This is a genomic window from Roseomonas chloroacetimidivorans (assembly GCF_049629625.1).
In the GTDB taxonomy this organism is placed as follows: domain Bacteria; phylum Pseudomonadota; class Alphaproteobacteria; order Acetobacterales; family Acetobacteraceae; genus Roseomonas; species Roseomonas chloroacetimidivorans.
On record NZ_JBNBZS010000012.1, the window covers coordinates 124,833 to 145,970 of the forward strand.

22 protein-coding genes are annotated in these 21,138 nt (G+C 68.9%); 12 read left to right on the top strand and 10 right to left on the bottom strand.

Going from position 1 to position 21,138, the window contains the following annotated elements:
* Positions 1–61: 61 nt before the first annotated feature.
* The 5 genes from ACO1BU_RS11495 to ACO1BU_RS11515 all read right to left on the bottom strand — a co-directional run bounded on the left by ACO1BU_RS11495 (position 62) and on the right by ACO1BU_RS11515 (position 5,435).
* On the bottom strand, positions 62–1,663 hold the full coding sequence (locus tag ACO1BU_RS11495) for an ABC transporter ATP-binding protein (protein ID WP_424136082.1): 1,602 nt from the start codon (positions 1,661–1,663) through the stop codon (positions 62–64).
* Complete coding sequence (locus ACO1BU_RS11500) at positions 1,660–2,496, bottom strand: ABC transporter permease (RefSeq protein WP_424136083.1); 837 nt, start codon at positions 2,494–2,496, stop codon at positions 1,660–1,662. Before ACO1BU_RS11500 ends, ACO1BU_RS11495 begins: the two co-directional genes overlap by 4 nt.
* A complete protein-coding gene (locus tag ACO1BU_RS11505; RefSeq protein WP_424136084.1) occupies positions 2,496–3,479 on the bottom strand; it encodes an ABC transporter permease in 984 nt (327 codons plus the stop codon). Before ACO1BU_RS11505 ends, ACO1BU_RS11500 begins: the two co-directional genes overlap by 1 nt.
* A 3-nt stretch (positions 3,480–3,482) precedes the next feature.
* The gene (locus ACO1BU_RS11510) at positions 3,483–5,069 is read right to left on the bottom strand and encodes an ABC transporter substrate-binding protein (protein WP_424136085.1); all 1,587 of its coding nucleotides are present in this window, start codon (positions 5,067–5,069) and stop codon (positions 3,483–3,485) included.
* Between the two features lie 177 nt (positions 5,070–5,246).
* Entirely contained in the window at positions 5,247–5,435 is a 189-nt protein-coding gene (locus tag ACO1BU_RS11515; protein WP_424136086.1) for a soj family protein, read from the bottom strand.
* A 214-nt stretch (positions 5,436–5,649) separates the two neighbouring features.
* On the opposite strand from ACO1BU_RS11515, the gene phbB reads away from it, so the two are divergent.
* The 3 genes from phbB to ACO1BU_RS11530 all read left to right on the top strand — a co-directional run bounded on the left by phbB (position 5,650) and on the right by ACO1BU_RS11530 (position 7,410).
* A complete protein-coding gene (gene phbB / locus ACO1BU_RS11520) occupies positions 5,650–6,372 on the top strand; it encodes an acetoacetyl-CoA reductase (protein WP_424136087.1) in 723 nt (240 codons plus the stop codon).
* A 64-nt stretch (positions 6,373–6,436) separates the two neighbouring features.
* Positions 6,437–6,676, top strand: coding sequence for a hypothetical protein (locus ACO1BU_RS11525; protein ID WP_424136088.1), 240 nt, complete (start codon positions 6,437–6,439; stop codon positions 6,674–6,676).
* A 98-nt stretch (positions 6,677–6,774) separates the two neighbouring features.
* On the top strand, positions 6,775–7,410 hold the full coding sequence (locus ACO1BU_RS11530) for a YciI family protein (RefSeq protein WP_424136089.1): 636 nt from the start codon (positions 6,775–6,777) through the stop codon (positions 7,408–7,410).
* Between the two features lie 16 nt (positions 7,411–7,426).
* Here ACO1BU_RS11530 and ACO1BU_RS11535 read toward each other — a convergent pair whose 3' ends face one another.
* Entirely contained in the window at positions 7,427–7,777 is a 351-nt protein-coding gene (locus ACO1BU_RS11535; protein ID WP_424136090.1) for a phage holin family protein, read from the bottom strand.
* A gap of 105 nt (positions 7,778–7,882) precedes the next feature.
* Between ACO1BU_RS11535 and yddG the strand changes: the two genes are divergently transcribed.
* From yddG to ACO1BU_RS11550, 3 genes are all read left to right on the top strand, one after another.
* Positions 7,883–8,725 (top strand): aromatic amino acid exporter YddG, encoded by an 843-nt coding sequence (gene yddG / locus ACO1BU_RS11540; protein ID WP_424136091.1) that lies wholly within the window; start codon positions 7,883–7,885, stop codon positions 8,723–8,725.
* A 388-nt stretch (positions 8,726–9,113) separates the two neighbouring features.
* The gene (locus ACO1BU_RS11545; protein WP_424136092.1) at positions 9,114–10,175 is read left to right on the top strand and encodes a sensor histidine kinase; all 1,062 of its coding nucleotides are present in this window, start codon (positions 9,114–9,116) and stop codon (positions 10,173–10,175) included.
* Positions 10,176–10,189: 14 nt separating this feature from the next.
* Positions 10,190–10,561 carry a response regulator gene (locus ACO1BU_RS11550; RefSeq protein ID WP_424136093.1) on the top strand — a complete coding sequence of 124 codons (372 nt, stop codon included), beginning with the start codon at positions 10,190–10,192 and terminating at the stop codon, positions 10,559–10,561.
* Between the two features lie 353 nt (positions 10,562–10,914).
* Here ACO1BU_RS11550 and ACO1BU_RS11555 read toward each other — a convergent pair whose 3' ends face one another.
* Together ACO1BU_RS11555 and ACO1BU_RS11560 are read right to left on the bottom strand one after the other, a co-directional pair.
* The gene (locus ACO1BU_RS11555; RefSeq protein WP_424136094.1) at positions 10,915–11,520 is read right to left on the bottom strand and encodes a class I SAM-dependent methyltransferase; all 606 of its coding nucleotides are present in this window, start codon (positions 11,518–11,520) and stop codon (positions 10,915–10,917) included.
* Complete coding sequence (locus tag ACO1BU_RS11560) at positions 11,517–12,227, bottom strand: YggS family pyridoxal phosphate-dependent enzyme (RefSeq protein ID WP_424136095.1); 711 nt, start codon at positions 12,225–12,227, stop codon at positions 11,517–11,519. The genes ACO1BU_RS11555 and ACO1BU_RS11560 overlap by 4 nt, the downstream gene beginning before the upstream one ends.
* 113 nt (positions 12,228–12,340) lie before the next feature.
* On the opposite strand from ACO1BU_RS11560, the gene ACO1BU_RS11565 reads away from it, so the two are divergent.
* The 3 genes from ACO1BU_RS11565 (at position 12,341) to ACO1BU_RS11575 (ending at position 15,243) form a co-directional block, all read left to right on the top strand.
* Positions 12,341–12,901 carry a thiamine phosphate synthase gene (locus ACO1BU_RS11565; RefSeq protein ID WP_424136096.1) on the top strand — a complete coding sequence of 187 codons (561 nt, stop codon included), beginning with the start codon at positions 12,341–12,343 and terminating at the stop codon, positions 12,899–12,901.
* 344 nt (positions 12,902–13,245) lie between these two features.
* A complete protein-coding gene (locus ACO1BU_RS11570) occupies positions 13,246–14,580 on the top strand; it encodes a porin (RefSeq protein ID WP_424136097.1) in 1,335 nt (444 codons plus the stop codon).
* Between the two features lie 126 nt (positions 14,581–14,706).
* On the top strand, positions 14,707–15,243 hold the full coding sequence (locus tag ACO1BU_RS11575) for a DUF3576 domain-containing protein (RefSeq protein WP_424136098.1): 537 nt from the start codon (positions 14,707–14,709) through the stop codon (positions 15,241–15,243).
* Between the two features lie 45 nt (positions 15,244–15,288).
* On the opposite strand, the gene ACO1BU_RS11580 is transcribed toward ACO1BU_RS11575, so the two are convergent.
* Positions 15,289–15,666, bottom strand: a complete 378-nt coding sequence (locus ACO1BU_RS11580; RefSeq protein ID WP_424136099.1) for a PRC-barrel domain-containing protein — start codon at positions 15,664–15,666, stop codon at positions 15,289–15,291.
* A gap of 139 nt (positions 15,667–15,805) precedes the next feature.
* Here ACO1BU_RS11580 and leuS point away from each other — a divergent pair, with 139 nt between their 5' ends.
* From leuS to holA, 3 genes are read left to right on the top strand one after another with little or no spacing between them, the layout of a single operon-like run.
* Positions 15,806–18,373, top strand: coding sequence for a leucine--tRNA ligase (gene leuS, locus ACO1BU_RS11585; RefSeq protein WP_424136100.1), 2,568 nt, complete (start codon positions 15,806–15,808; stop codon positions 18,371–18,373).
* Entirely contained in the window at positions 18,339–18,932 is a 594-nt protein-coding gene (gene lptE / locus ACO1BU_RS11590) for an LPS assembly lipoprotein LptE (RefSeq protein ID WP_424136101.1), read from the top strand. The genes leuS and lptE overlap by 35 nt, the downstream gene beginning before the upstream one ends.
* A gap of 22 nt (positions 18,933–18,954) precedes the next feature.
* Complete coding sequence (gene holA, locus ACO1BU_RS11595; protein ID WP_424136102.1) at positions 18,955–19,962, top strand: DNA polymerase III subunit delta; 1,008 nt, start codon at positions 18,955–18,957, stop codon at positions 19,960–19,962.
* 42 nt (positions 19,963–20,004) lie between these two features.
* Here holA and ACO1BU_RS11600 read toward each other — a convergent pair whose 3' ends face one another.
* On the bottom strand, positions 20,005–21,105 hold the full coding sequence (locus ACO1BU_RS11600) for a DUF2125 domain-containing protein (protein WP_424136103.1): 1,101 nt from the start codon (positions 21,103–21,105) through the stop codon (positions 20,005–20,007).
* Between the last annotated feature and the right edge of the window lie 33 nt (positions 21,106–21,138).

Sequence of the window (21,138 nt, forward strand, 5' to 3'; positions counted from 1 at the left end):
TCGAACGTCTGGAACGGCGGCCCGTTTGCATGCCGGGGCAGAGACGAGGCCGCCCAGAGCCCTATCCTGGCGGCGTCCAGCCCCGCCCGGGAATGCTCTCCAGCAGCGCCCGCGTGTAGGGATGGCCCGGCGCGTTGAACACCTCCGCCGTCGGCCCCTGCTCCACGATCACTCCGCGCTGCATCACCGCCACCCGGTCGCAGATCTCGGCCGCCACGCGCAAGTCATGGGTGATGAACAGCATGGTCAGGCCCAGGCGCTGGCGGATATCCGCCAGCAGGGCCAGCACCTGCGCCTGCACGGAAACATCCAGCGCCGAGACCGGCTCATCCGCGATCAGCAGCTCCGGCTCCATCGCCAGCGCCCGCGCCAGCCCGATGCGCTGCCGCTGCCCGCCCGAGAACTCATGCGGATACCGGTCCATCGCCCCGGGATCGAGCTGCACCAGCCGCAGCAGCTCCCGCGCCCGCTCCAGGGCCTGTGCGCGCGGCGTGCCATGCGTGATCGGCCCCTCCGCGATCGCTTCTCCCACGGATCGGCGCGGGTTCAACGAGGCATAGGGATCCTGGAACACCATCTGGATCTGCCGCCGGAAAGGCTTCCAGGCCTCGCGCCCCAAGGGCCGCAGATCGGTCCCATGGAACAGGATTTCCCCCTGCTCCGGCCGCACCAGCCGTACCACGGTCCGCGCCAGGGTGGATTTGCCGGAGCCGCTCTCCCCCACGATGCCCAGCGTCTCGCCCCGGTGCAGCACGATGTCGGCGTCATGCACCGCCTTGAAGGACAGCCCCTTCCCGAACCACCCGCCGCCGCGGTGATAGGTCTTCTGCACGCCGCGCAGCGCCAGGATCGGCGCGCCCGGCTTCACGGGCTCCCGCGCCACTGCTGCCCCGCGCGGCACGGCGGCGATCAGCGCCCGGGTATATTCATGCTTCGGCGCGTTCAGCACCTCCGCCGCGGGCCCGCTCTCCACGATCCGCCCGCGCTGCATCACCGCCACGCGGTCCGCGATCTCCGCCACCACGCCGAAGTCATGGGTGATGAACATCACCCCCGTCCCGCGCCGCTCCTGCACCTCCCGGATCAGCCGCAGGATCTGCATCTGCGTCGTGACGTCGAGCGCCGTGGTCGGCTCATCCGCGATCAGCAGAGCCGGCTCCAGCGCCAGCGCCATGGCGATCATCACGCGCTGCCGCTGTCCGCCCGAAAGCCGGAACGGATAGGAGCGCGCCAAATTCACCGGATCCGGCAGATTCACCGCTTCGAGCAATTCCGGCACCCGCCGCGCCGCATCCGCGCCCGCGCCATGCACGCGCAACGCTTCCGCGATCTGGTCGCCCACCCGCATCAGCGGGTTCAGCGCCGTCATCGGTTCCTGGAAGATCATCGCCAGCCGCGCCCCGCGCAGCCGCCGCATCTCCTCCCGCGACTTCGCCAGCAGGTCCTGCCCCTCGAACAGGATTCGCCCGGACTTCACCGGCAGCCCCGGCGGCAACAGGCCCATGGCGGCATTCGCCGTCATCGACTTGCCTGAGCCGCTCTCCCCGACCACGCACAGGATTTCCCCCGGCGCCACGGTCAGGTTCACATCCTCGATCGCATTCGGCCGGTCCCCCCCGGGCGGCAGCCCGATGGTCAGCCCTTCGACGGATAGCAGGCTCACCGCGCCCCCCGCTTCCGCAGCCGCGGATTCATCGCATCCGACAGCCCCTCGCCAATCAGGTTCAGCGCCAGCACCGTGATGAAGATCGCGATCCCCGGAAACACGCTCATCCACCAGGCCAACCGGATCACCGACCGCCCCGACCCGATCAGGAAACCCCAGGACATCAGGTTCGGATCGCCCAGGCCGAGGAAGGAGAGCGAGCTCTCCAGCAGGATCGCATTCGCCGTGTTGAGCGAGGCCAGCACGATGATGGGCGAGAGCGCATTTGGCAGGATATCCGTCAGCACGATCGCGATGGGCCGCTTCCCCAGCACCTCCGCCGCCTGCACGAATTCCCGCCCGCGCAGGCTCAGGAACTCGGCACGCACGACGCGGGCGACAGGCGGCCAGGACACGATCGCGATCGCCGCCACGATCGAGGTGATCGAAGGCGTGAAGATCGCAACCAGCAGGATGGCCAGCACAAAGGAGGGAATGGTCTGGAAGAACTCGGTGAAGCGCATCACCGCGTCATCCACCACCCCGCCGAGATACCCGGCCACGGCCCCCAGCGCGACGCCGATCACGATCGACACGGCGGTCGCCACCACCCCCACCAGAAGTGAGACCTGCGCGCCATAGGCGATGCCCGCCGCGACATCCCGGCCCAGGCTGTCCGTCCCCAGCAGCATCCCATCCTCCCCCGGGGGAGAGAAAGGCGCGCCCGCCATATCCCAGGGGCTGCCGGGAAAGAGCACCGGCGCCAGCACCGCCACGGCCAGCACCAGCAGCATCACCACGGCGCCGACCACGGCCCCGGGATGGCGCATGAAGCGGCGGAGCATCCCCATCACGCCACCTCCACCCGCGGATCGACCAGCGCGTAGAGCAGATCCGTCAGCAGGTTGAACAGCACCACCACCACGGAGGTGATGAAGAACACGCCCATCAGCACCTGATAGTCCCGCGCCAGCAGCGCCTCGAACGCCAGCCGCCCGATCCCCGGCCAGGCGAAGACCGTCTCCACCAGGATCGACCCGCCGACCAATTGCCCGGCCTGGATGCCCGCGAAGGTGATCACCGGCAGCAGGGCGTTACGCAGCACATGCGCCCGCAGCACGCGCCCTTCCGGCACGCCCTTGGCACGCGCCGTCTTCACGAAATCCTGGTCCGCCACCTCCAGCATCGTGGCCCGCGTCAGCCGCGCATATACGGCCAGGTAGAACAGCCCCAGCGTCACCGCCGGCAGCACCAGGTGCTGCGCCACGTCCCACCACAGCGCCAGCCCCGTCGCATTCAGGCTCGGGTCGCTCATCCCGAAGCTCGGCAGCCATTCCAGATAGACGCTGAACAGCAGCACCAGCATCAGCCCGACCCAGAAGAGCGGCGTTGCGTAGAAGGCCAGCGCGATCACCGTAATGACCGAATCGGCCCAGGTTCCGACGCGCCGCGCCGCCAGCGCCCCCATCGCCACGCCCCCGACGATGGCGATCACGAAGGCCGCCCCCGTCAGCAGCAGCGTCGCCGGCAGCCGGTCCATGATCAGCTGCCACACCCCCGCCTGCTGCCGGTGGCTGAATCCGAGATCGAGATGGAGCACGCCCTTCAGATAGATCCAGAGCTGGGTTGTCAGCGGCTGGTCCAGCCCGAACTGCCGCCGCAGCTGCTCCATATATTGCGGGTCCGCCGCGCCCGACTGCCCGGCCATGACGGTCGCCGGGTCACCCGGCGCCGCATGGATCAGCAGGAAGTTGCACACCACGATCGCCAGCACGACGACGACCGACTTCAGCACCCGGCGCAGCAGGAAACCGGGCAGACGCGACAATTCCATGGCTTATGCGAGGAACACGTCGTCGTAGCTGGCGTGGTTGCCCGTGCCGAGCTGGACGGCATTGTGCAGCCGCTTGTCCGTCACGGTCGGGTAGTTCACCTCCACCACCCAGAGCAGAGGCACCTCCTCCACCAGGATCTTCTGCACCTCCGAGAAAGCCGCGCGCCGCTCCGCCTCAGTCGCGCCGGTACGCGCCTTGGCGAAGAGCTCGTCCACCTTCGGGTTGGAATAGCCCGCCGTGTTGGTGAACAGGATCTTCTGGATGTTGGAGGAAACATAGCTCCGCTCCACACCCAGCGTCGGGTCGCCATACTGGTAGAGGACGTTGGAGGTCGCCTCATAATCCCAGTTCGCGACGCGCGAGCCCCAGGTGCCGGCATCCGTCGATTCCAGCGTCACGTCGAAGCCGATCTGGCGCATGGCCTGGCGGAAATACTCGCCCATGCGGTTCCAGATCTCGCCATAAGGCGGAATGACGTATTTGAACGACCCGCGGATGCCCTGCGCGTTCGGCTTCAGCCCCGCCTCGTCCAGCAGCGCCTTGGCCCTGTTCACGTCGAAAGGCGCGATCTTCGCGCTGGCATCATGGAAACGCGTGGTGGAGGCCACCGGCCCCGTCGCCGCCTTGCCCAGGCCGAACCACAGCCGGTTGACGATGAAGTTGCGATCCAGCGCCATGCTCATGGCCTGCCGCACCCGCTTGTCGTCGAAGGGCTTCACCCGGTGGTTCACCTCGAACCAGAAGAGCGGGGAGAAATACTCCCACCCCTTCGTGGTCACGTTCAGATTCGGTACTTGGCGCAGCGCGGGGATGTCGAAGGGCTCGATATCCGTGGCGGTGGTCATCTGCACCTGGCCGGACTGGATGGCCAACCGCCGGCTCTGCCCGTCCGGGATCACGCGCCACAAGATGCCGTCCAGATAGGGCTGGCCGGGCTTCCAGTAATCCTCGAATCGCTCCATCCGCACGAAATTGCCGCGCTGCCACTCCACGAACTTGAAGGGCCCCGTGCCGATCGGCTTGGCGTTGAAGGGATTCGAACGGATATCGTTGCCGTCATAGATATGCTTCGCCACGATCGGCAGCGCCGTGGCGTCGAAGCACAGCAGGAAGGGCTGAAAGGCCTGCTTCAGCACGAAGCGAACGGTGTGCGGATCGGGCGCCGTCGCCTCCGAGATACCGGAGAGCACGCCCCGCAGGCGTGGCACGATCTCCTTGTTGAAGGTCATGACGGAATAGAGGACATCATCGGCCGTGAAGGGGCGGCCGTCATGCCACTTCACGTTCTCCTGCAGCTTGAAGACGTATTCCAGACCGTCCGGGCTCACCGTCCAGCTCTTCGCCAATTCCGGCAGCGGGTCCAGCGTGGGCGAGAACTTCAGCAGGCCCTGGGTGATCTTGCTGCCGCAGATCAGCGTCGGCGTCTGGTTGTTCACGCCGATCTGCAGGATGGGCGGCTCGGGATTCAGGATGACGTTCAGCACCCCGCCGCGCTTCGGCTGCACGCCCTGCGCCAGGGCGGCGGAGGCACTCATCAGGAACGGAGCGGACCCCGCTCCGGCGAGCAGGTTGCGGCGCGTCAGGCTCATCGCGTCATCTCCGGCAGAGGGAGGCGGAACGCTAGGCCGGAAACAATGCGGGGCGGAAGAGGGGCAAAGGGGCTCTTTCGCGCCGTGGGGAACAGGCTGGCGCGCCAACCTGCCTATGAAGACGGCACGCTGCTTCCTGAGAGGCTCCGTAAAGGCCGGGCCTTCCCCGGGGCCGCCTCAGGCCGCCAGCCGCCGCTGCGCCCCGTCCTGTGCCAGGCAGGACGCCGCTTCGGCCAGATGGCCCGCGGCTTCCTCGGCACCGATCTCCAGGCAGCAGCGCTCCAGATGAGCCACCAGTCGCAGCAACGCGACCATGTCGCGCCGGGCGTGATCCGGCCAGAGCACGGCAGCGATCGGGGTATCCATGAAAGCAAGTCCTCGGCGGGGGGGGCGGGCGGCGTCCTACACCGCTCCGGGCGCGAAAAGCCAGGACTCGTTTCGCGCAACTCGGGATTGGGCCTGCGCCGTGGCAGAGAAATCGCTCTTGTGCAGTGCGATCCCGGCCCCGCTGCCCTTGATGGGCGCGGGACCCGGCGTCAGCTTGGGAATGGGAGACTAAGCGCCTGGAAAGGGACATCGAATGGCACGTATCGCACTCGTCACCGGCGGCCAGCGCGGCATCGGGGCGGCCATCAGCGAGCACCTGCAAAGAGCCGGCCGAACGGTTGTCGCCTCCTATGCCGGAAACGACGCCGCAGCGCAGGCCTTCACCGAGCGTACGGGCATCCCGACCTACAAGTTCGACGTCTCCGACTTCGAGGCCTGCCAGGCTGCGATCCGGAAGATCGAGGCTGAGGTCGGCCCGATCGAGATCCTGGTGAACAATGCCGGCATCACCCGGGACAACACCATGAAGCGCATGGACCGCAAGCAGTGGGACGACGTGATTGATACCAACCTCGGCTCCTGCTTCAACATGTGCAAGCTGGTCTGGGATGGCATGACGGCCCGCAAGTTCGGCCGCATCGTGAATATCGGCTCGATCAACGGCCAGGCCGGCCAGTACGGCCAGGTGAACTACGCCGCCGCAAAATCCGGCATCCACGGCTTCACCAAGGCCCTTGCCCAGGAAGGGGCGCGCTTCAGCGTCACGGTCAACGCCATCGCCCCGGGATATGTGGATACCGAAATGGTCCGCGCCGTGCCGCCGGACGTGCTGGAGAAAATCATCGCCCGCATCCCGCGCGGCCGCCTCGGCACCGCCGACGACATCGCCCGCGGCGTCGCCTTCCTGACGGCGGACGACGCCGATTTCATCACCGGCTCCACCCTCTCCATCAATGGCGGCCAGCATATGTACTGACCGCCGTTCGGAACCGCCGGGGCCGCCATCCGTTACCCTCTGCTCCATGGAACGGGAGGTGCGTATGACCGCTTCGAAGCATCCCAAGGGTGGCCCGAACGAGGAAGGGCTGGGCGACGGCATCCCCCGCCCGCCCTCCGACGACGAGCGCAACCCCGGAATCGGCTCCTCCAAGGGCGTTTTCGGCCGCGGCACCGACCCCGCCGTGCTGCAGGCCGACAACACCGACGAGGGCGATGTCGGGAACGATACCAGGCCCGATGGTGGGGTAGGCTCGGGCCATCTCGGCCGGACGAACAAGTAAGGATCAAGGCCCGGGGTATCCGCAGCCATGCGGACGCCCCGGGCCTGTCTTGTCCTGGCCGCTTCCGCACACCAGCCTCCCCGTACGGAGGACCGGTGATGACGGATCAATGCTTGGTGCTGGCCGGGGCCGCGCCCGACGCGGCCGCGCGGATCGATGCGGTACGCCCGGCCCACATCGCCCTGCTCCGCCAGATGGCGGAAGCGGGCGAACTCATCCTTGGCATCCCCCTGATGGACGGGGCTGGCGCCTATCGCGGCTCGCTGATGATCCTGTCCACCGATTCGCCCGGCCGCTACCTGGAGTCCGAGCCCTTCCGGCGCGAAGGCATCTGGGCGGACCACATGGTGCACCCCTTCCGGGTGGCCCCGCTTCCCTACCGCCCGCTGCCTAGCGGCCCCGCGCCATCCCGCCCAACCCACAGCATCGCCATTGTCCGTGACGGCACCGACCCGGAAGCTCTCTCCCGCCGGCTCGCCGTGCGGGAGGCACATCTCGCCCGTGCCCGCCCCGCCGCCGAAGCGGGCCTGCTGACCCTGGGTGGAGCCATTCTCGACGCCCCCGGCGGAAACATGATCGGGTCCGTTGCCATCACCGCCCACCCCTCCATCGAGGATGCGCAGGCCTGGTGGGCGGCGGACCCCTATGTCACCGGCGGCGTGTGGCGCGACGTCACCTGGCACGCCACCCAGTTCGCCGCCCTGCCCTGGCGCCCCCTGCCCGGCGCCGCCTGACGGCGCCGGACCCGGATCAGGCCGTCGCGCGGTCGCCGATCAGCTTGTTCGCAATCCAGGACACGACCCAGATGATGATGGCGGCAAGGATGGCCGTGCCGAAGCTGGTGATCCGCATCCCCGGCATCAGCAGCGCGGTCAGCGCCAGCATCAGGGCATTGATCACCAGGGTGAACAGCCCGAGCGTGATCACCGTCAGCGGCAGGGACAGCGTGGCCACGATCGGCCGGATCACCGCATTCACCACCCCGAAGATGATCGCCGCGATGATCAGATTGGCCAGGCTCGGGAAATAAAGCCCGCTCACCATGTTCGCGGCAATGTAGAAGGCCACGGCCGTAATCGCCGTGCGAATCAGGAAGCCCACCGTGTTCAACTCCTATGCCGTTCCGGCGCCGGACAGCCCCGGCAGGACGCGCAGGCAACGCGCCCCCACCCCCCCGGTTGCCCCGATGATTGTCGGCTTCCCCACGTGAACGGTCCAACTCTTTCCGGCATTGGTGCCCTGGTGCTCTGGGCCTTCCTCGCCCTGCTCGCCCGCGGCGCCGCTGGCCTGCCGCCTCTCCAGGTCACCGCCATGTCCTTCGCCGCCGCCGGCCTGCTTGCCACCGCCTGGCTTGCGCTGCGCGGCCAGCTCGGCGCCCTGCGCCAGCCCCCCATCGCCTGGCTGCACGGGGTCGGCGGCCTTTTCGGCTATCACGCCCTCTACTTCGCCGCCCTCGCCTGGGCCCCGCCGGTGGAGGCCAGCCTCATCAACTATCTCTGGCCCCTGCTGATCGTCCTTCTCTCCGCCCCGATCCTGGGCCTGCCCCTCGGCCCCCGCCGCCTGGCCGGAGTCGTGCTCGGCTTCCTCGGCTGCGCCCTGGTGATCGGCCCCGGCGCCGCCTTCCCACCCGGCGCCGCCCCCGGCTTCCTCTGCGCCGCCGCCGCCGCCCTGGTTTGGGCCACTTATTCCGTGACCTCCCGCCGCCTCGCGGCCGTCCCCACGGAAGCGGTGGCCGGCTTCTGCCTGGCATCCGCCGCCCTGGCAGCCCTGGCACATCTCATCTTCGAGCCGACCGTCACGCCCGATGCCCGCCAGTGGCTCTCCGCCCTGCTCCTGGGCCTCGGCCCGGTCGGTGCCGCCTTCTTTCTTTGGGACATCGGCATGAAGCGCGGCGACCCCCGCCTGCTCGGCACCCTGGCCTACGCCACCCCGGTCGCCTCCACCCTGCTTCTGCTGCTGGCCGGGGAGGGGGTTCTCGGCCCGCGCGTGGCCACGGCGGCGGCGCTGGTGGTCGGGGGTGGATGGCTCGCGGCTTCGGCAAAGGCCTGAAAAATCGTTCCCTGGACCCCTCATCCCCTTCTTCGGTATGGGGCAGCAGCGCCCACCGATTCCTGAAAATAGGATACAGCATCAGCCACTTAGGTCAGATTGGGCGCGCGGAAGTATCGCTCCGCCAGAGGGAAAAGCTACCGCGCTTCGGGGGCGTGGAAGGCTGGAAAAGGCCTAGGAATGAATGTCCGCTTCAGCCGCACGCTGGATGGCCTGAACTGGCCGAAAGCCGTCCATCCGGCCCCAGGGCCCTGCCTCCAGAAGCGGACGTGCCCGATCTGGCCGCGTCAGGCCTGCTTCCGCCCCGTTGCGGACCTGTGTTCCTCCGGGTAACGCAGCCCTTTCAATCGGCGATTGCCAAGGTTCACGGATGGCTGGTTCGGGGGGTATGACACCTGTGGGCCACGGCGGTAATCCAACTGTGCTGGACGACAGCGAGCGGCGTCTCCAGGCGGTGCTCGACAACGCCACCGTTTCCATTCTCCTCATGGACGGTCGCCAGCACTGTATCTACATGAACAAGGCGGCCGAGAAGCTCACTGGCTACACGCTCAGCGAGGTGCTGGCGCTCGACAGGCCGCTCCACGATATCGTCCACCACACCTATCCCGACGGACAGCCGTTCCCGCTTTCCGAGTGCGCCATTGATCGAGCATTTCCCGAGCATAACCAGATGCAGGGAGAAGAAGTCTTTGTTCACAAGAACGGCAGCTTCTATCCCGTGGCCTACACCGCGAGCCCCATTCGCGACGAGGCTTCGAACACAGTCGGCACCATCATCGAAGTGCGTGACATCCGCGCGGAGAAAGCAGCCAGAGAGCAACAACGCCTGCTCATCGACGAGCTGAATCACAGGGTTAAAAATACGCTTGCCGCCGTCCAATCCATCGCCTTCCAGTCGTTGAAGGGCGCGGATGCTGATGCGCGCGAGGCGTTCATGGGCCGGCTCTCCGCACTTTCGGCCGCGCATAACGTGCTGACGGCCCAGGGGTGGACGGGCGCAAGTCTCCGCAGCACCGTCAGCATCGCCATTGCGCCTTACCACACGCTAGGCTGTTTTGAGCTTGTCGGCCGCGACTATCCTCTTGGTCCCAAGATGGTGGTTTCGCTCTCGATGGTGCTCCACGAGTTAGCGACCAACGCCGCCAAGTACGGCTCCCTGTCGGTCCCCGGCGGCAAGATCCTCCTCGAGTGGTCGGTGCTCAAGGAGGATGGACACGAACGGCTCGCGATGCGCTGGGAGGAGAGCGGCGGCCCCGAGGTGACGCCGCCAGCGCGGAAAGGCTTCGGCACCCGTCTCCTGGAGCGGCAATTCGCGATGGAGTTCTCCGGATCGGTGGCGCTCGATTACCGTCCAGGCGGCCTCGTCTGCACGATGAACCTGCGCCTCCCCTCGGCCAACCCCGCCGACCATGAGGCGTTCAAAAACGCCTTTGGTTCGGCTGCCTGAGACTGGAACGCACAGTGGAGGCGCTCGCCGGCCGTCGCGTGCTGCTCGTCGAGGACGAGAGCCTTGTGGCCGCCCTTGCGGAGGACATCCTGCTGGATGCCGGATGCGAAGTGATGCTTGCCATGGACCTCAAGGAGGCGTTGGTCCTCGCGGCGGATGAGAGGATCGAGCTTGCCATACTGGACGTTAACCTGGGGGCGGCTCGCAGCTATCCTGTCGCCGAAATTCTGCGCAAACGGGCCGTTCCGTTCATCTTCGCCACCGGTTACGGGCGCGTTGGGCTCGACGAGGCGTACCGCGATACGCCGGTAGTCCAGAAGCCCTATCGGCTCCATGAGCTAATAAGCTGTGCCGAAGAAGCATTCAAAGCCAGGCATCAGAGATAGGTTAGGTCTGCCCTCTCCCCCGGCGTCCATCCGGTGGCCAGAGCTCACCTCCGCCATCGGGAGCCGGACGACGGCCTTCGGACGACCGGCATGGGCGCGAAGCAGAACGGCATGAGGTTTGGAAGCCCAGAACTGCTCCTCCGACGAAGGCGGACGCCAGACTGAAGGGCTGGAAACGCCGGGGATGGGACTGCCCCTCAATGGCATTCGCCTGGATCTCGGTTGGGTGGCTCGCTTGTGGACACTGCTGCCCTATGCCGTTCTTCCTCGGGTCAGGTGCGGGGCAGCATCCTCCAAGCGCCAAGACTAAACCCCGACGATAGAAGGGACGGGGGGTCACCTTCCCCGGCTTTTCACCCCTTCCTCAAAAGCCCCCGCACCACCTCGGCATGGCCCTGGTGCTTCGGCCCCTCATCCAGCAGCACCGTCCCCTCCAGGCATTCCAGCAACTCCAGCCCGGCGAAGTGCTCCCGCACCAAGTCCCCCGACCACAGCAGCTCCGGATCCCGCGGCCCGCCCGAGCGCCTCCCTTCCTGTGCCGGCGTGAACGCCTCCAGCACCAGCAGCCCGCCCGGCGCAAGCGAGGCCACCGCCCGCTCCGCCACCAGGGCCCGGTCCGCCGGCGGCAGATGCACGAAAATCCAGGCCACGAGGTCGAAGCGACCCACCGGCCAATCCCAGCGCGTCAGATCCGCCACCGCCGTCCGCAGCGCCACCCCGCGCTCGGCGGCCAGCGCCTCCGCCTTGGCCAGCCCCGCCGCCGACCAATCCACGCTCGTCACCTCCAGCCCGCGCTCCGCCAGCCAGACGCCGTTCCGCCCTTCGCCATCGCCGATGGCCAGCGCCCGCATCCCCGGCCGCAGCCACGCCGCCTGCGCTTCCAGATACCGATTCGGCGCGTCGCCGAAGGCGAAGCCACCCCCGGCATAGCGCGCATCCCAGGCGGCGGCGTCGCTCATCTCGGTTCGGGGGCCGGATAAGGCCGCGCCCCGAAGATCGCGCTGCCCACGCGCACCTGCGTCGCCCCGCAGGCGATCGCTGCCTCGAAATCGCCGCTCATTCCCATGGAAAGCGTTGCCAGCCCCTCCTTCGCCGCCAGTTCCGCCAGGAAACGGAAATGCGGCACCGGGTCCTCGCCCTCCGGCGGGATGCACATCAGCCCGGACACGGTCAGCCCGTGTTCTTCCCGGCATGCCCGCAGGAAGGCGCTCGCCTCCTCCCGAGCGACTCCGAATTTCTGCGGCTCGTTCCCCGTGTTCACCTGCACCAGCAGCCCGGGCGCCCGCCCCTCCTTGCGAATCGCTTCCGCAATGGCCGCCGCCAATTTGGGCCGGTCCAGGCTCTCGATCATGTCGGCCACCCGCACCGCGTCCCGCGCCTTATTCGTCTGCAGCCCGCCGATGATGTGCAGCCGCAGCCCCGGATGCTCCGCCCGCAGCCCCGGGAACTTCCCCGCGGCCTCCTGCACCCGGTTCTCCCCGAACACAGCCTGCCCTGCCGCCAGGGCGGCCCGCACGGCCTCCGCCGGATGCGTCTTGGAAACGGCGACAAGTGTCACCCCCGCCGGATCGCGCCCGGCCTTATCGCAGGCCTGGGCGATGCGCGCCTTGATCCGGGCGAGGTTCGCGGCAATGGCATCCGCGTCGATCGGGAGAGGTTCGGTCATGCGGGGCCGGAAGCTAGAGCGGATCGCGGATCGCTGGAAACGCCCGAACCGGCGAATCGGCGCCCAACCGCCATTCCCGGCGTATAGGAGAGCCGGCGTATAGGAGAGAAGGTGTGGCACCCCGCCCATTCCGCCGCCCCATCCCGCGTCTTTGGCTCTTGAGCGACGCGCGCCGACTGCCCGATCCCCGCGCGGCCGCGCGCCGCCTTCCCCCGGGCAGCGCCGTCCTGGCACGCGATCTTGCCCCTGCCCTGCTTCGCCCGCTGGCCACCCTCGTCCGACAGCGCCGGCTCCAGCTGCTAGTGGCGGGGCAGGGGCGTGTTGCCCTGGCGCATCGCTGCGGCCTGCACCTGCCGGACCGCCGTGCCGTGGCGAATCTTCTCCCCGTCCTGATCGCGCGGCGAGGCGGCCATGGGCCTCTCCTGTCGGTCGCCGCCCATGGCCGGGCCGGGCTGGCGCGCGCCCGGCGCCTGCGCGCGGACGCCGTACTCCTCTCCCCTGTTTTCCCGACCGCGAGCCATCCCGGCGCTCCCGCGCTTGGCCCGCTGCGCTGGGCCGCTCTCGCGCGCCGAAGCAGCCGGCCGGTGATCGCGCTGGGTGGCCTCTCCGCCCGCAGGGCGCGCCGGTTGCCGCCCTGTGCCGCTGGCTGGGCGGCGATTGCCGCCTTGGCCTGAGCGCCGGCCCCGGAAAGGGGAACTGCAAACGCCGTGGGCGGCCAGGTCCGCCATTTCGCTGGCGTCCCGATACAGGGCGTTGGCCTGGCAAGGCGGCCCGCCCGCCTGCGTTCCGACAGGCCGCAACGGGCTGTGTGGCAGTCCAGACACAGTGTTTCGCGCATGTCGCGTTCTTCGCCATTGCACGATGGACGCCTGTGAGAGGCTTGAACCATAGTCCGCCCGGGCTCGCGCCAGGGGAGCGCATCCAACGGATGCACATCCCTGTAGCAAACCCGCCGAGGGGGGCGGGCGGGTCGCAGGTAGCGCCGGGACGGTTTCCCGGCACGTCAGGAGGATTTGGGATGCGCAAGCTTCTTCTTGGCAGCACGGCTGTCGCCGCCGCTGCCCTTTTCGCGCCCGGTGGCGCCCACGCCCAGTCGCTGAGCACCGACGCTTTCTCCCGGTCCCTCGGTACGGCCGGCACTTCGATGCGCGGCCTTGAGGTGCGCGTAGGCGGCTACTTCCGCGCCATCTACAACTACACCTCGACGAACGGCGACAACTCCCCCGCCGGTGCGAACATCAACGGCTCCGGCGGCAACGCGGTCCGCCTCGGCAAGTCCGACTTCTCCGAGGAAGTGGAGTTCCACATCCTTGCCTCCGGCAAGGCGGCCAACGGCCTCCTCTACGGTGTCGCGATGGAAATCGAGCACGACGCCTATCGTCAGGCTGCCACTGTGTCCGGCGGTCAGGTCAGCACCGGCGGCGCCAAGAACACGCTGAACTTCGACGAGGTCTGGGCCTACATGGCGGGTCCTTGGGGCCAGCTTCGCTACGGCGATGAGGACGGCGCGATCGCTCAGCTGCAATCTGGTCACGTGACTGGTTTCGGTACGGGCAGCCTGGACTCCGGCAACACCACCCAGCAGGTCGTCGGCGCCAACTTCCGTGCCACCTTCAACAACGTGAATGACCTCGGCGACAACACCAAGGTCATCTATCTCTCGCCGCAGTTCTTCGGCTTCGACGTCGGCGGCAGCTTTGCCTTCAACAGCAACGAGGGCCCGCTCTCCGGCTGCGACAGCCTCGCCAATGCGACCCTCTGCGACCGCGTGGGCGGCATCTCCGGCCAGAACTTCCGTCGCCGCAACGAGGTCCAGGCCGCTGTCCGCTGGCGCGGGTCGCTGGGCCCTGTCGGCGCCGCTGTGACCGTCGGCTACATCGGTGCGGACTCCGTCAAGAACATGACCGGCGTCTCGCCCCAGCATCTCGACGCGGTCTGGGCCGGCACCGCGCTGACCGCCTATGGCTTCACGGCGGGCGGCTGGTTCACCACCGGTGACTTCGCCCCGGGCTTCAACACCATCGCGCCGAGCCGTCCGGGCGCCGTTGTGGACGACCGCAACACGACCTCCTGGCAGGCCAGCGTTCTCTACAACTTCGAGGCCTTCACGATCGGCGGCCTGGTCACCCAGACCATCTCCGCCGGCAACACCTCCATCGCGACCGGCGGCCGCAAGGACACGGGCTGGTCGGTTGGCGGCAACTACCGCATCGCGCCGGGCCTGGACCTGTTCGTCGAGTACAACCAGATCGACCGCAAGGAGCGGAACTTCAACTTCCTCACCAACGGCACCGGCTCCACGGCTGGCGCCCATGTGTCGATCTTCCAGACGGGCTTCCGCGTCGCCTTCTGATCGGGCAGGCACGCGGCCTCTGGCCGAATGGAAGGGGCGGCGGGGCAACCCGCCGCCCCTTCTCGTTTCACAGTTTACGTTTTCTCACTTGCGCGCGGCCCGAACCCCGCCTTACGTGCCGGCACCATGCGCCACACCCGCCTTGCCGTCCTCGCCCTACCCGTCCTCCTCGCTGCCTGCGGCCAGAGCCGCATGGTCGGAAACGACGAGTATTATGACGACAGCGCCCGCGCCCGCGTGGCCGGTCGCCTCTCCGGCAATCAGGACGGCGTGCTGGTCCTCGGCACCGATCGCAGCCGCAGCCGTGAAGGCGGCGGCGGCGCCGGTGATGTCGGTGGCTCTCTCGGCGTAAACGCCTATCTCTGGCGCGCCAGCCTCGACACCCTCTCCTTCATGCCGCTCGCCTCGGCGGATCCCTTCGGCGGCGTCATCATCACGGACTGGTACTCGCCCCCTGCGGCTCCGGGCGAGCGCTTCCGCGCCACCGCCTATATCCTCGGCCGCCAGCTCCGCTCCGACGGTGTGCGCGTGTCCGTCTTCCGCCAGGAACTGCGGAACGGCCAGTGGGTGGATGCCCCCGTCGCCAACGCCACCGGCACGGAGCTCGAGGACAAGGTCCTCGCCCGCGCCCGCGAGCTGCGGAGCCAGTCCGCCGCGCTCTGAGCGGACCCGGAAGGGCCGCGTCCCAATGGGCCGCGGCCTTCTTTGTCAGTCCTGGTAATTCACCGCGGGCAGGGAGCGGATCTCGTTCGAGGCCATGTCGATTCGCACGCGCCGCATGCCCGGATCGGCGCGCACCCGCTCCATCGGTACCCCGACATATTTCTGCCTCAGCCCCAGCCGGCTCTCCACCTCGATCACCACCATGGAAACGCGGCCCTGCGGGTCAATGATCAGGTCCTCGACCTCGCCGATCTCCACATCATCCGTGGCATAGACATCGCGGTCGATCAGCTGCTCGGCACGGATATGGCCGGCCGGGATGTTCGTGGCGCCTGCCGCGCCCGGCGCGGTCCCGACGGGCTGGGCCATGGCCGGCACCGCCAGGAGCCCGGCCAGCAGGGCGAGGGTTGACATGTGTCGCATGTCACCATTCCTTCATGTTTGGGGCAGGCGTTGAACCGCCGCCGCAGGCCAGGGTTGCGCCGCGTCCAACGCCCCTTCCCACCCCGGCCCATGCGGAATATCAGGACGCACCACCAAACAAGGCCCATACTGGCCCCCGATGACTGACGGTCCGTCCGACACTCCCGCCCGCTACGACTTCGTCGCCGCAGAGCCCCGCTGGCAGCAGGCCTGGCAGGACGCCGCTTGCTTCGCGGCGCCCGATGTGCCCGATGGCACCCGGCCCAAATACTACGTGCTGGAGATGTTTCCCTACCCCTCCGGCAAGATCCATATGGGGCATGTGCGGAACTACACGCTGGGCGACGTGGTGGCCCGCTACAAGCGCGCCCGCGGCCTGCAGGTGATGCACCCCATGGGTTGGGACGCCTTCGGCCTTCCGGCCGAGAATGCGGCCCGCGAACGTGGCACCCATCCCGCCGCCTGGACCTACGCCAATATCGCGAACATGCGGTCCGAGCTGAAGAGCATGGGCCTCTCGCTCGACTGGTCCCGCGAATTCGCCACCTGCGATCCCGAATATTACGGCCAGCAGCAGTCCCTCTTCCTCGACTTCATGGCCGCCGGCCTGGTCGAGCGCCGCAAGTCCTGGGTGAACTGGGATCCGGTGGACGGCACCGTGCTGGCCAATGAACAGGTCATCGACGGCAAGGGCTGGCGCTCCGGCGCCCCGGTGGAGAAGCGCGAGCTCTCCCAGTGGTTCCTCGCGATCACGAAGTTCGCCCCGCAGCTGCTTGAGGCGCTCGATACGCTGGATCGCTGGCCCGAGCGCGTCCGCACCATGCAGGCCAACTGGATCGGCCGCAGTGAGGGTGCCCGCGTCCGCTTCCAGCTCGCCGGGGCCGTGGATGGCGCGACCGAGGTGGAAGTCTTCACCACCCGCCCCGACACACTCTACGGCATGTCCTTCCTGGCCGTCGCCGCCGAGCACCCGCTCGCCGCCGCAGCCGCTGCGCGTGACCCGAAGGCCGCCGAATTCATTGCCGAGTGCCGCAGCCAGGGCACCAGCGAGGCCGCCATCGAGCAGGCGGAGAAGAAGGGCTTCGACACCGGCTTCCGGGTGAAGCACCCCTTCATCGAGGGCGCGACCTTCCCCGTCTGGATCGCGAATTTCGTCCTGATGGAATACGGCACGGGCGCCCTTTTCGGCTGCCCCGCCCATGACCAGCGTGACCTCGACTTCGCCCGCAAATACGACCTGCCCGTTCCGCCCGTCGTGCTGCCCCCAGGCGAGGACCCCGCCTCCTTCACCATCGGCAAGACCGCCTGGACTGGCGACGGCACGCTCTACAACTCCGAATTCCTGAATGGCCTCGGCAGCGATGCCGGCAAGCGCGCCGCCATTGACGCGCTGGAGAAGAAGGGCCTCGGCCAGGGTGTGGTGAACTGGCGCCTGCGCGACTGGGGCGTCTCCCGCCAGCGCTACTGGGGCTGCCCAATCCCCGTCATCCATTGCGATGATTGCGGCATCGTCCCCGTTCCCAAGGACCAGCTTCCCGTGAAGCTGCCGGAGGATGTGGACTTCACCCGCCCGGGTAACCCGCTGGACCACCACCCCAGCTGGAAGCACGTCGCCTGCCCGTCCTGCGGCAAGCAGGGCCGGCGCGAAACCGACACCTTCGACACCTTCGTCGACAGCTCCTGGTACTTCGCCCGCTTCACCGCGCCGCATGCGAAGACGCCGCTGGTGGCCGAAGCCGCGAATGCCTGGCTTCCCGTGGACCAGTATATCGGCGGCATCGAGCACGCGATCCTGCACCTGCTCTATTCCCGCTTCTTCACCCGCGCCCTCTCCACCATGGGCCATCTGAAGACGCCCGAGCCCTTCGCCGGCCTCTTCACCCAGGGCATGGTGCAGCACGCCTCCTACAAGGCGCCCGACGGCCGCTGGCTGGCCCCGGACGAGGTGGAGGCCACGCCCGATGGCGGCGCCATCGAGAAGGCCACGGGCACCCCGCTCATCGTCTCGCGCAACGACAAGATGTCGAAGTCGAAGCGCAACACGATCGACCCCGGCGCCATCATCTCCCGCTACGGCGCCGACACCGCGCGCTGGTTCATCCTGGCCGACAACCCGCCCGACCGCGACATGGAGTGGAGCGAGGCCGGCGTCTCCGGCGCCCACCGCTTCGTCCAGCGCGTCTGGCGCCTCGCGAGCACACTGGAGCAGCGCGCCGGCGACGGTGAGGCCCGCCCGCTCATGCAGGCCGCCCACCGCACCATCGCGGCGGTCACCCAGGCGCTGGAAAGCTTCGCCTTCAACGTCGCCGTCGCGCGCCTGCACGAATTCGCCAATGCCATCGAATCCAGCCCGGCGGGCATCGAGGCACGGCGTGAGGCCCTGTCCATCATGGCCCGCCTCATCGCCCCCATGATGCCCCATCTGGCCGAGGAGCTCTGGTCCATCCTCCACCCCGGCGACACGGCCCTGGTGGCCCAGATGTCCTGGCCCGAGGCCGATCCCGCCCTGCTGGTGGCCGAGAGCATGACCATCGCCGTCCAGGTTCTCGGCAAGCTGCGCGCCACCCTCTCCGTCCCCGTCAACATCGCCGAGGCGGATCTGCTCGCCATGGCAGAGGCGGAGGAGAATGTGCAGCGCGCCATCGGCGGCAAGCCCATCCGGAAGCGCATCCATGTCCCAGGCCGTGTCGTCAACTTCGTCGTTTGACACCGTCCCGCGGCGCGCCAAGGCCATCGGCCGACGCAGCCTGCTGGCGGGGCTGGCAACCGCGCTCGCCGCTCCCCTGGCCGGCTGCGGCTTCCGCCCGCTGAACCTGCCGCCCGAACCGGGCGAGGTCGGCTCCGATGTCGCCGCGCAGCTCGCCGCCATCCGGCTGGGCCGCACCTATGGCCGCAACGGCCAGATCATCCACCAGGCGCTGCAGCGCCGCCTGGCCCCGGGCAAGGCTTCCGCGACGGCCGCCCGCTACGAGCTGAACGTCACACTGCTGCCCAGCTACGAGGCGCAGGGCTACCGCCCGACCGGCGCGATCTCCCGTGTCCGCATGGTCATGAACAGCAACTGGACGCTGCAGACCCTCTCCGTGCCGCCCCGCCAGGTCGCCACCGGCACCGCCCGTGCCATCGATTCCTACAACGTCGTGGACAACGAGTACTTCGCCTCCGTTGTCAGCAGCGAGGCCGCGGAGCGCCGGCTGGTCGAGCAGATCGCGGAGGACATCACCACGCGCCTGGCGATCCTCTTCCGCGAGACGCCTGCGGCCTGAGCCACGGCGCGGGGCGCGACGCATGAAGCTCGATGGGCGCCGCCTGCCCGCCTTCCTGAAGGACCCCGGTGCCGCCCGCGCCGTCCTTCTCCATGGCGAGGATGCCGGCCTTGCCCGCGAGCGGGCCGATGCGCTGCAGGAAGCCATCGCCCCCGGCAACGATCCCTTCCGCGTCGCCGAGCTGCCGCGTGACATCGCCGCCCGCCCCGGCGCCCTCGCCGGCGAAGCCGCCGCCCTTGCCCTTACCGGCGGCCGCCGCGTGGTCCGCATCCGCGATGCCACCGACGCGCTGGCAACGCCCCTGCGCGAGGTGCTGGACGCCGAGGGCGACACCCTCATCCTGGTCGAGGCTGGCGAACTTCCCGCCCGCTCCAAGCTCCGCCAGCTTGCCGAGGCCCATCCCCGTGCCGCCGCCATCGCCTGCTACCGCGAGCGCGGCGCCGAGCTTTCCGCCACCATCGCCGCCCTGCTGAAGGAAAACGGTGTTACCGCCGAGCCCGCCGCCATCGCCTGGCTCGCCGGCCGCCTTGGCGATGACCGCCAGACCCTTCGCCGCGAGCTGGAAAAGCTCGCCCTCTATGCCGGCCCCGGCGGCAAGCTGGCCGAGGAGGACGTCCTTGCCTGCATCGGCGATGGCTCCGCCCTGGAACTCGACGAAGCCCTGATCGCCGCCACCGCCGGCGATGTCGCGACCGCAGACCGCGCCCTCGAATCCGCCATGTCCGAGGGCGCCAACCCCGTCCAGGTCATCCGCGCCCTGCTGCGCCACGTCCAGCGCCTGCACCTGGCCTCGATCGCCGGCATCCAGGCCCTGCAACCGCCGGTCTTCTTCCGCAGCAAGCCCGGTTTCGAGAAAGCCCTCCGTATCTGGCGCCCGGAAGCCCTGGAGACCGTCCTGGCGAACCTCCTGGAGGCCGAACGCCAGAGCAAATCCGGTGGCACGGGCCGCCCGATGCCCGATGCCGCCGTGGCCCGCACGGCGCTCCTCACCCTGGCGCGGCAGTCGGCAATCCTGGCACGCCGGGGATAGCGGCACCTTCCAGGCGCCACTTCCCCACAGCCACTCGCGTCCTCAGGGCCCCGGCCCGCTTCCCTCAGCCGGCCCCGGCCAGACCAGGACCGGCATCTGCGCCACCGGAATTCGCGCAACCGCCAGGCTCCGCCCCTCCAGGGTCAGCGGAACCTCAAGCTGGGGCGGCTCCCCTTCAGCCGGCGGGCGGGCCAGCAGGGCCACCACACGCCGCGCCAGATTCGCATTGCGCGCCGTGATCAGCCCGTCCCGCGCCAGCGCGTCCAGCACCGCCTCCGCGCCGGTCAGCTTCACCGTCCCGGCGCCCATGGGCTGAAGCTGGTCATCCAGCGCCAGGGTGGCCGAGGCCTCGGCGGTGGCCGGGCCGTATTCCAGATTCAACCGCCGCAATTCCAGCGTGCCGCCGGCGTCGCGCCATATGGCAGCCCGGTTGGTCGGATTGCGTCCGCCGGGCAGGGGGCCCATCAGCGCCGCGTCCAGCCGCAGCGACCTCACCTGCCGGCCCAGCGGCGTGGGGGCGGGCAGGGTCACGTTTTCCGCCTCGCCTTCCAGGGTAACGGCGGGCTCGCCCTCGATCGCGGTCATTCGGCTGTCCAGGGCGATCCGGGCGGAACCGATCTCCACTCCACCCGCCGCGTTGCCGACCCGCAGCCGGCTCACCTCGAACTCGCCGCCGCGCGGCAGGACATTGGCCTGAAGCGGCAGCGTCGCCGTGAACCGGTCCGCCGCGAAGCGGATCTCGTCCGCACCCATCCGCAGCCGCTGCGGTCCGCCCGCGGAAATCCGCAGCTCCCCTGGGCTGTGCAGCGCCACCCGCAGGACGACCACCGGCGCGGTCCAGTCCAGCCCGCCGGGAATGGTTGCCCCGCCGCCCGCCATGCGGAAGTCGCGCAGCCGCAGCGTGGCGGAAAGCGGCCAGCCGCCGCGCACCGGGGCGGCATATTCGATCCGCCAGCCCTGCGCCCGCCGCGCCGCCGCCCAGGCATCGAACCCCGCCTGCAGCCGCTCGCCCATCCAGTGCCAGAGAATGCTGTGCGCCGCGGCCAGAAGCGCAAGAAGAAGTACCCCCAGCAGGATCAGCCGCCCGGGCCGGAGCCAGCGGCGCGGGGTGGCGGGGGAGGGGGCGGTCTCGGTGTCGCTCACAGCGCGCCCATATGGCCCCGCGCCACCAGCCTT

Bases quoted from the DNA above. Each gene is read 5' to 3' on its own strand.
- ACO1BU_RS11555 (WP_424136094.1), bottom strand. From the start codon at position 11,520: ATGAGCGACGCCGCCGCCTGGGATGCGCGCTATGCCGGGGGTGGCTTC.
- ACO1BU_RS11505 (WP_424136084.1), bottom strand. From the start codon at position 3,479: ATGGAATTGTCGCGTCTGCCCGGTTTCCTGCTGCGCCGGGTGCTGAAG.
- lptE (WP_424136101.1), top strand. From the start codon at position 18,339: ATGTCCCAGGCCGTGTCGTCAACTTCGTCGTTTGACACCGTCCCGCGG.
- ACO1BU_RS11575 (WP_424136098.1), top strand. From the start codon at position 14,707: ATGCGCCACACCCGCCTTGCCGTCCTCGCCCTACCCGTCCTCCTCGCT.
- ACO1BU_RS11560 (WP_424136095.1), bottom strand. From the start codon at position 12,227: ATGACCGAACCTCTCCCGATCGACGCGGATGCCATTGCCGCGAACCTC.
- ACO1BU_RS11525 (WP_424136088.1), top strand. From the start codon at position 6,437: ATGACCGCTTCGAAGCATCCCAAGGGTGGCCCGAACGAGGAAGGGCTG.
- leuS (WP_424136100.1), top strand. From the start codon at position 15,806: ATGACTGACGGTCCGTCCGACACTCCCGCCCGCTACGACTTCGTCGCC.
- ACO1BU_RS11510 (WP_424136085.1), bottom strand. From the start codon at position 5,069: ATGAGCCTGACGCGCCGCAACCTGCTCGCCGGAGCGGGGTCCGCTCCG.
- ACO1BU_RS11500 (WP_424136083.1), bottom strand. From the start codon at position 2,496: ATGGGGATGCTCCGCCGCTTCATGCGCCATCCCGGGGCCGTGGTCGGC.
- phbB (WP_424136087.1), top strand. From the start codon at position 5,650: ATGGCACGTATCGCACTCGTCACCGGCGGCCAGCGCGGCATCGGGGCG.
- ACO1BU_RS11580 (WP_424136099.1), bottom strand. From the start codon at position 15,666: ATGCGACACATGTCAACCCTCGCCCTGCTGGCCGGGCTCCTGGCGGTG.
- ACO1BU_RS11570 (WP_424136097.1), top strand. From the start codon at position 13,246: ATGCGCAAGCTTCTTCTTGGCAGCACGGCTGTCGCCGCCGCTGCCCTT.
- ACO1BU_RS11545 (WP_424136092.1), top strand. From the start codon at position 9,114: ATGACACCTGTGGGCCACGGCGGTAATCCAACTGTGCTGGACGACAGC.
- holA (WP_424136102.1), top strand. From the start codon at position 18,955: ATGAAGCTCGATGGGCGCCGCCTGCCCGCCTTCCTGAAGGACCCCGGT.
- ACO1BU_RS11515 (WP_424136086.1), bottom strand. From the start codon at position 5,435: ATGGATACCCCGATCGCTGCCGTGCTCTGGCCGGATCACGCCCGGCGC.
- ACO1BU_RS11530 (WP_424136089.1), top strand. From the start codon at position 6,775: ATGACGGATCAATGCTTGGTGCTGGCCGGGGCCGCGCCCGACGCGGCC.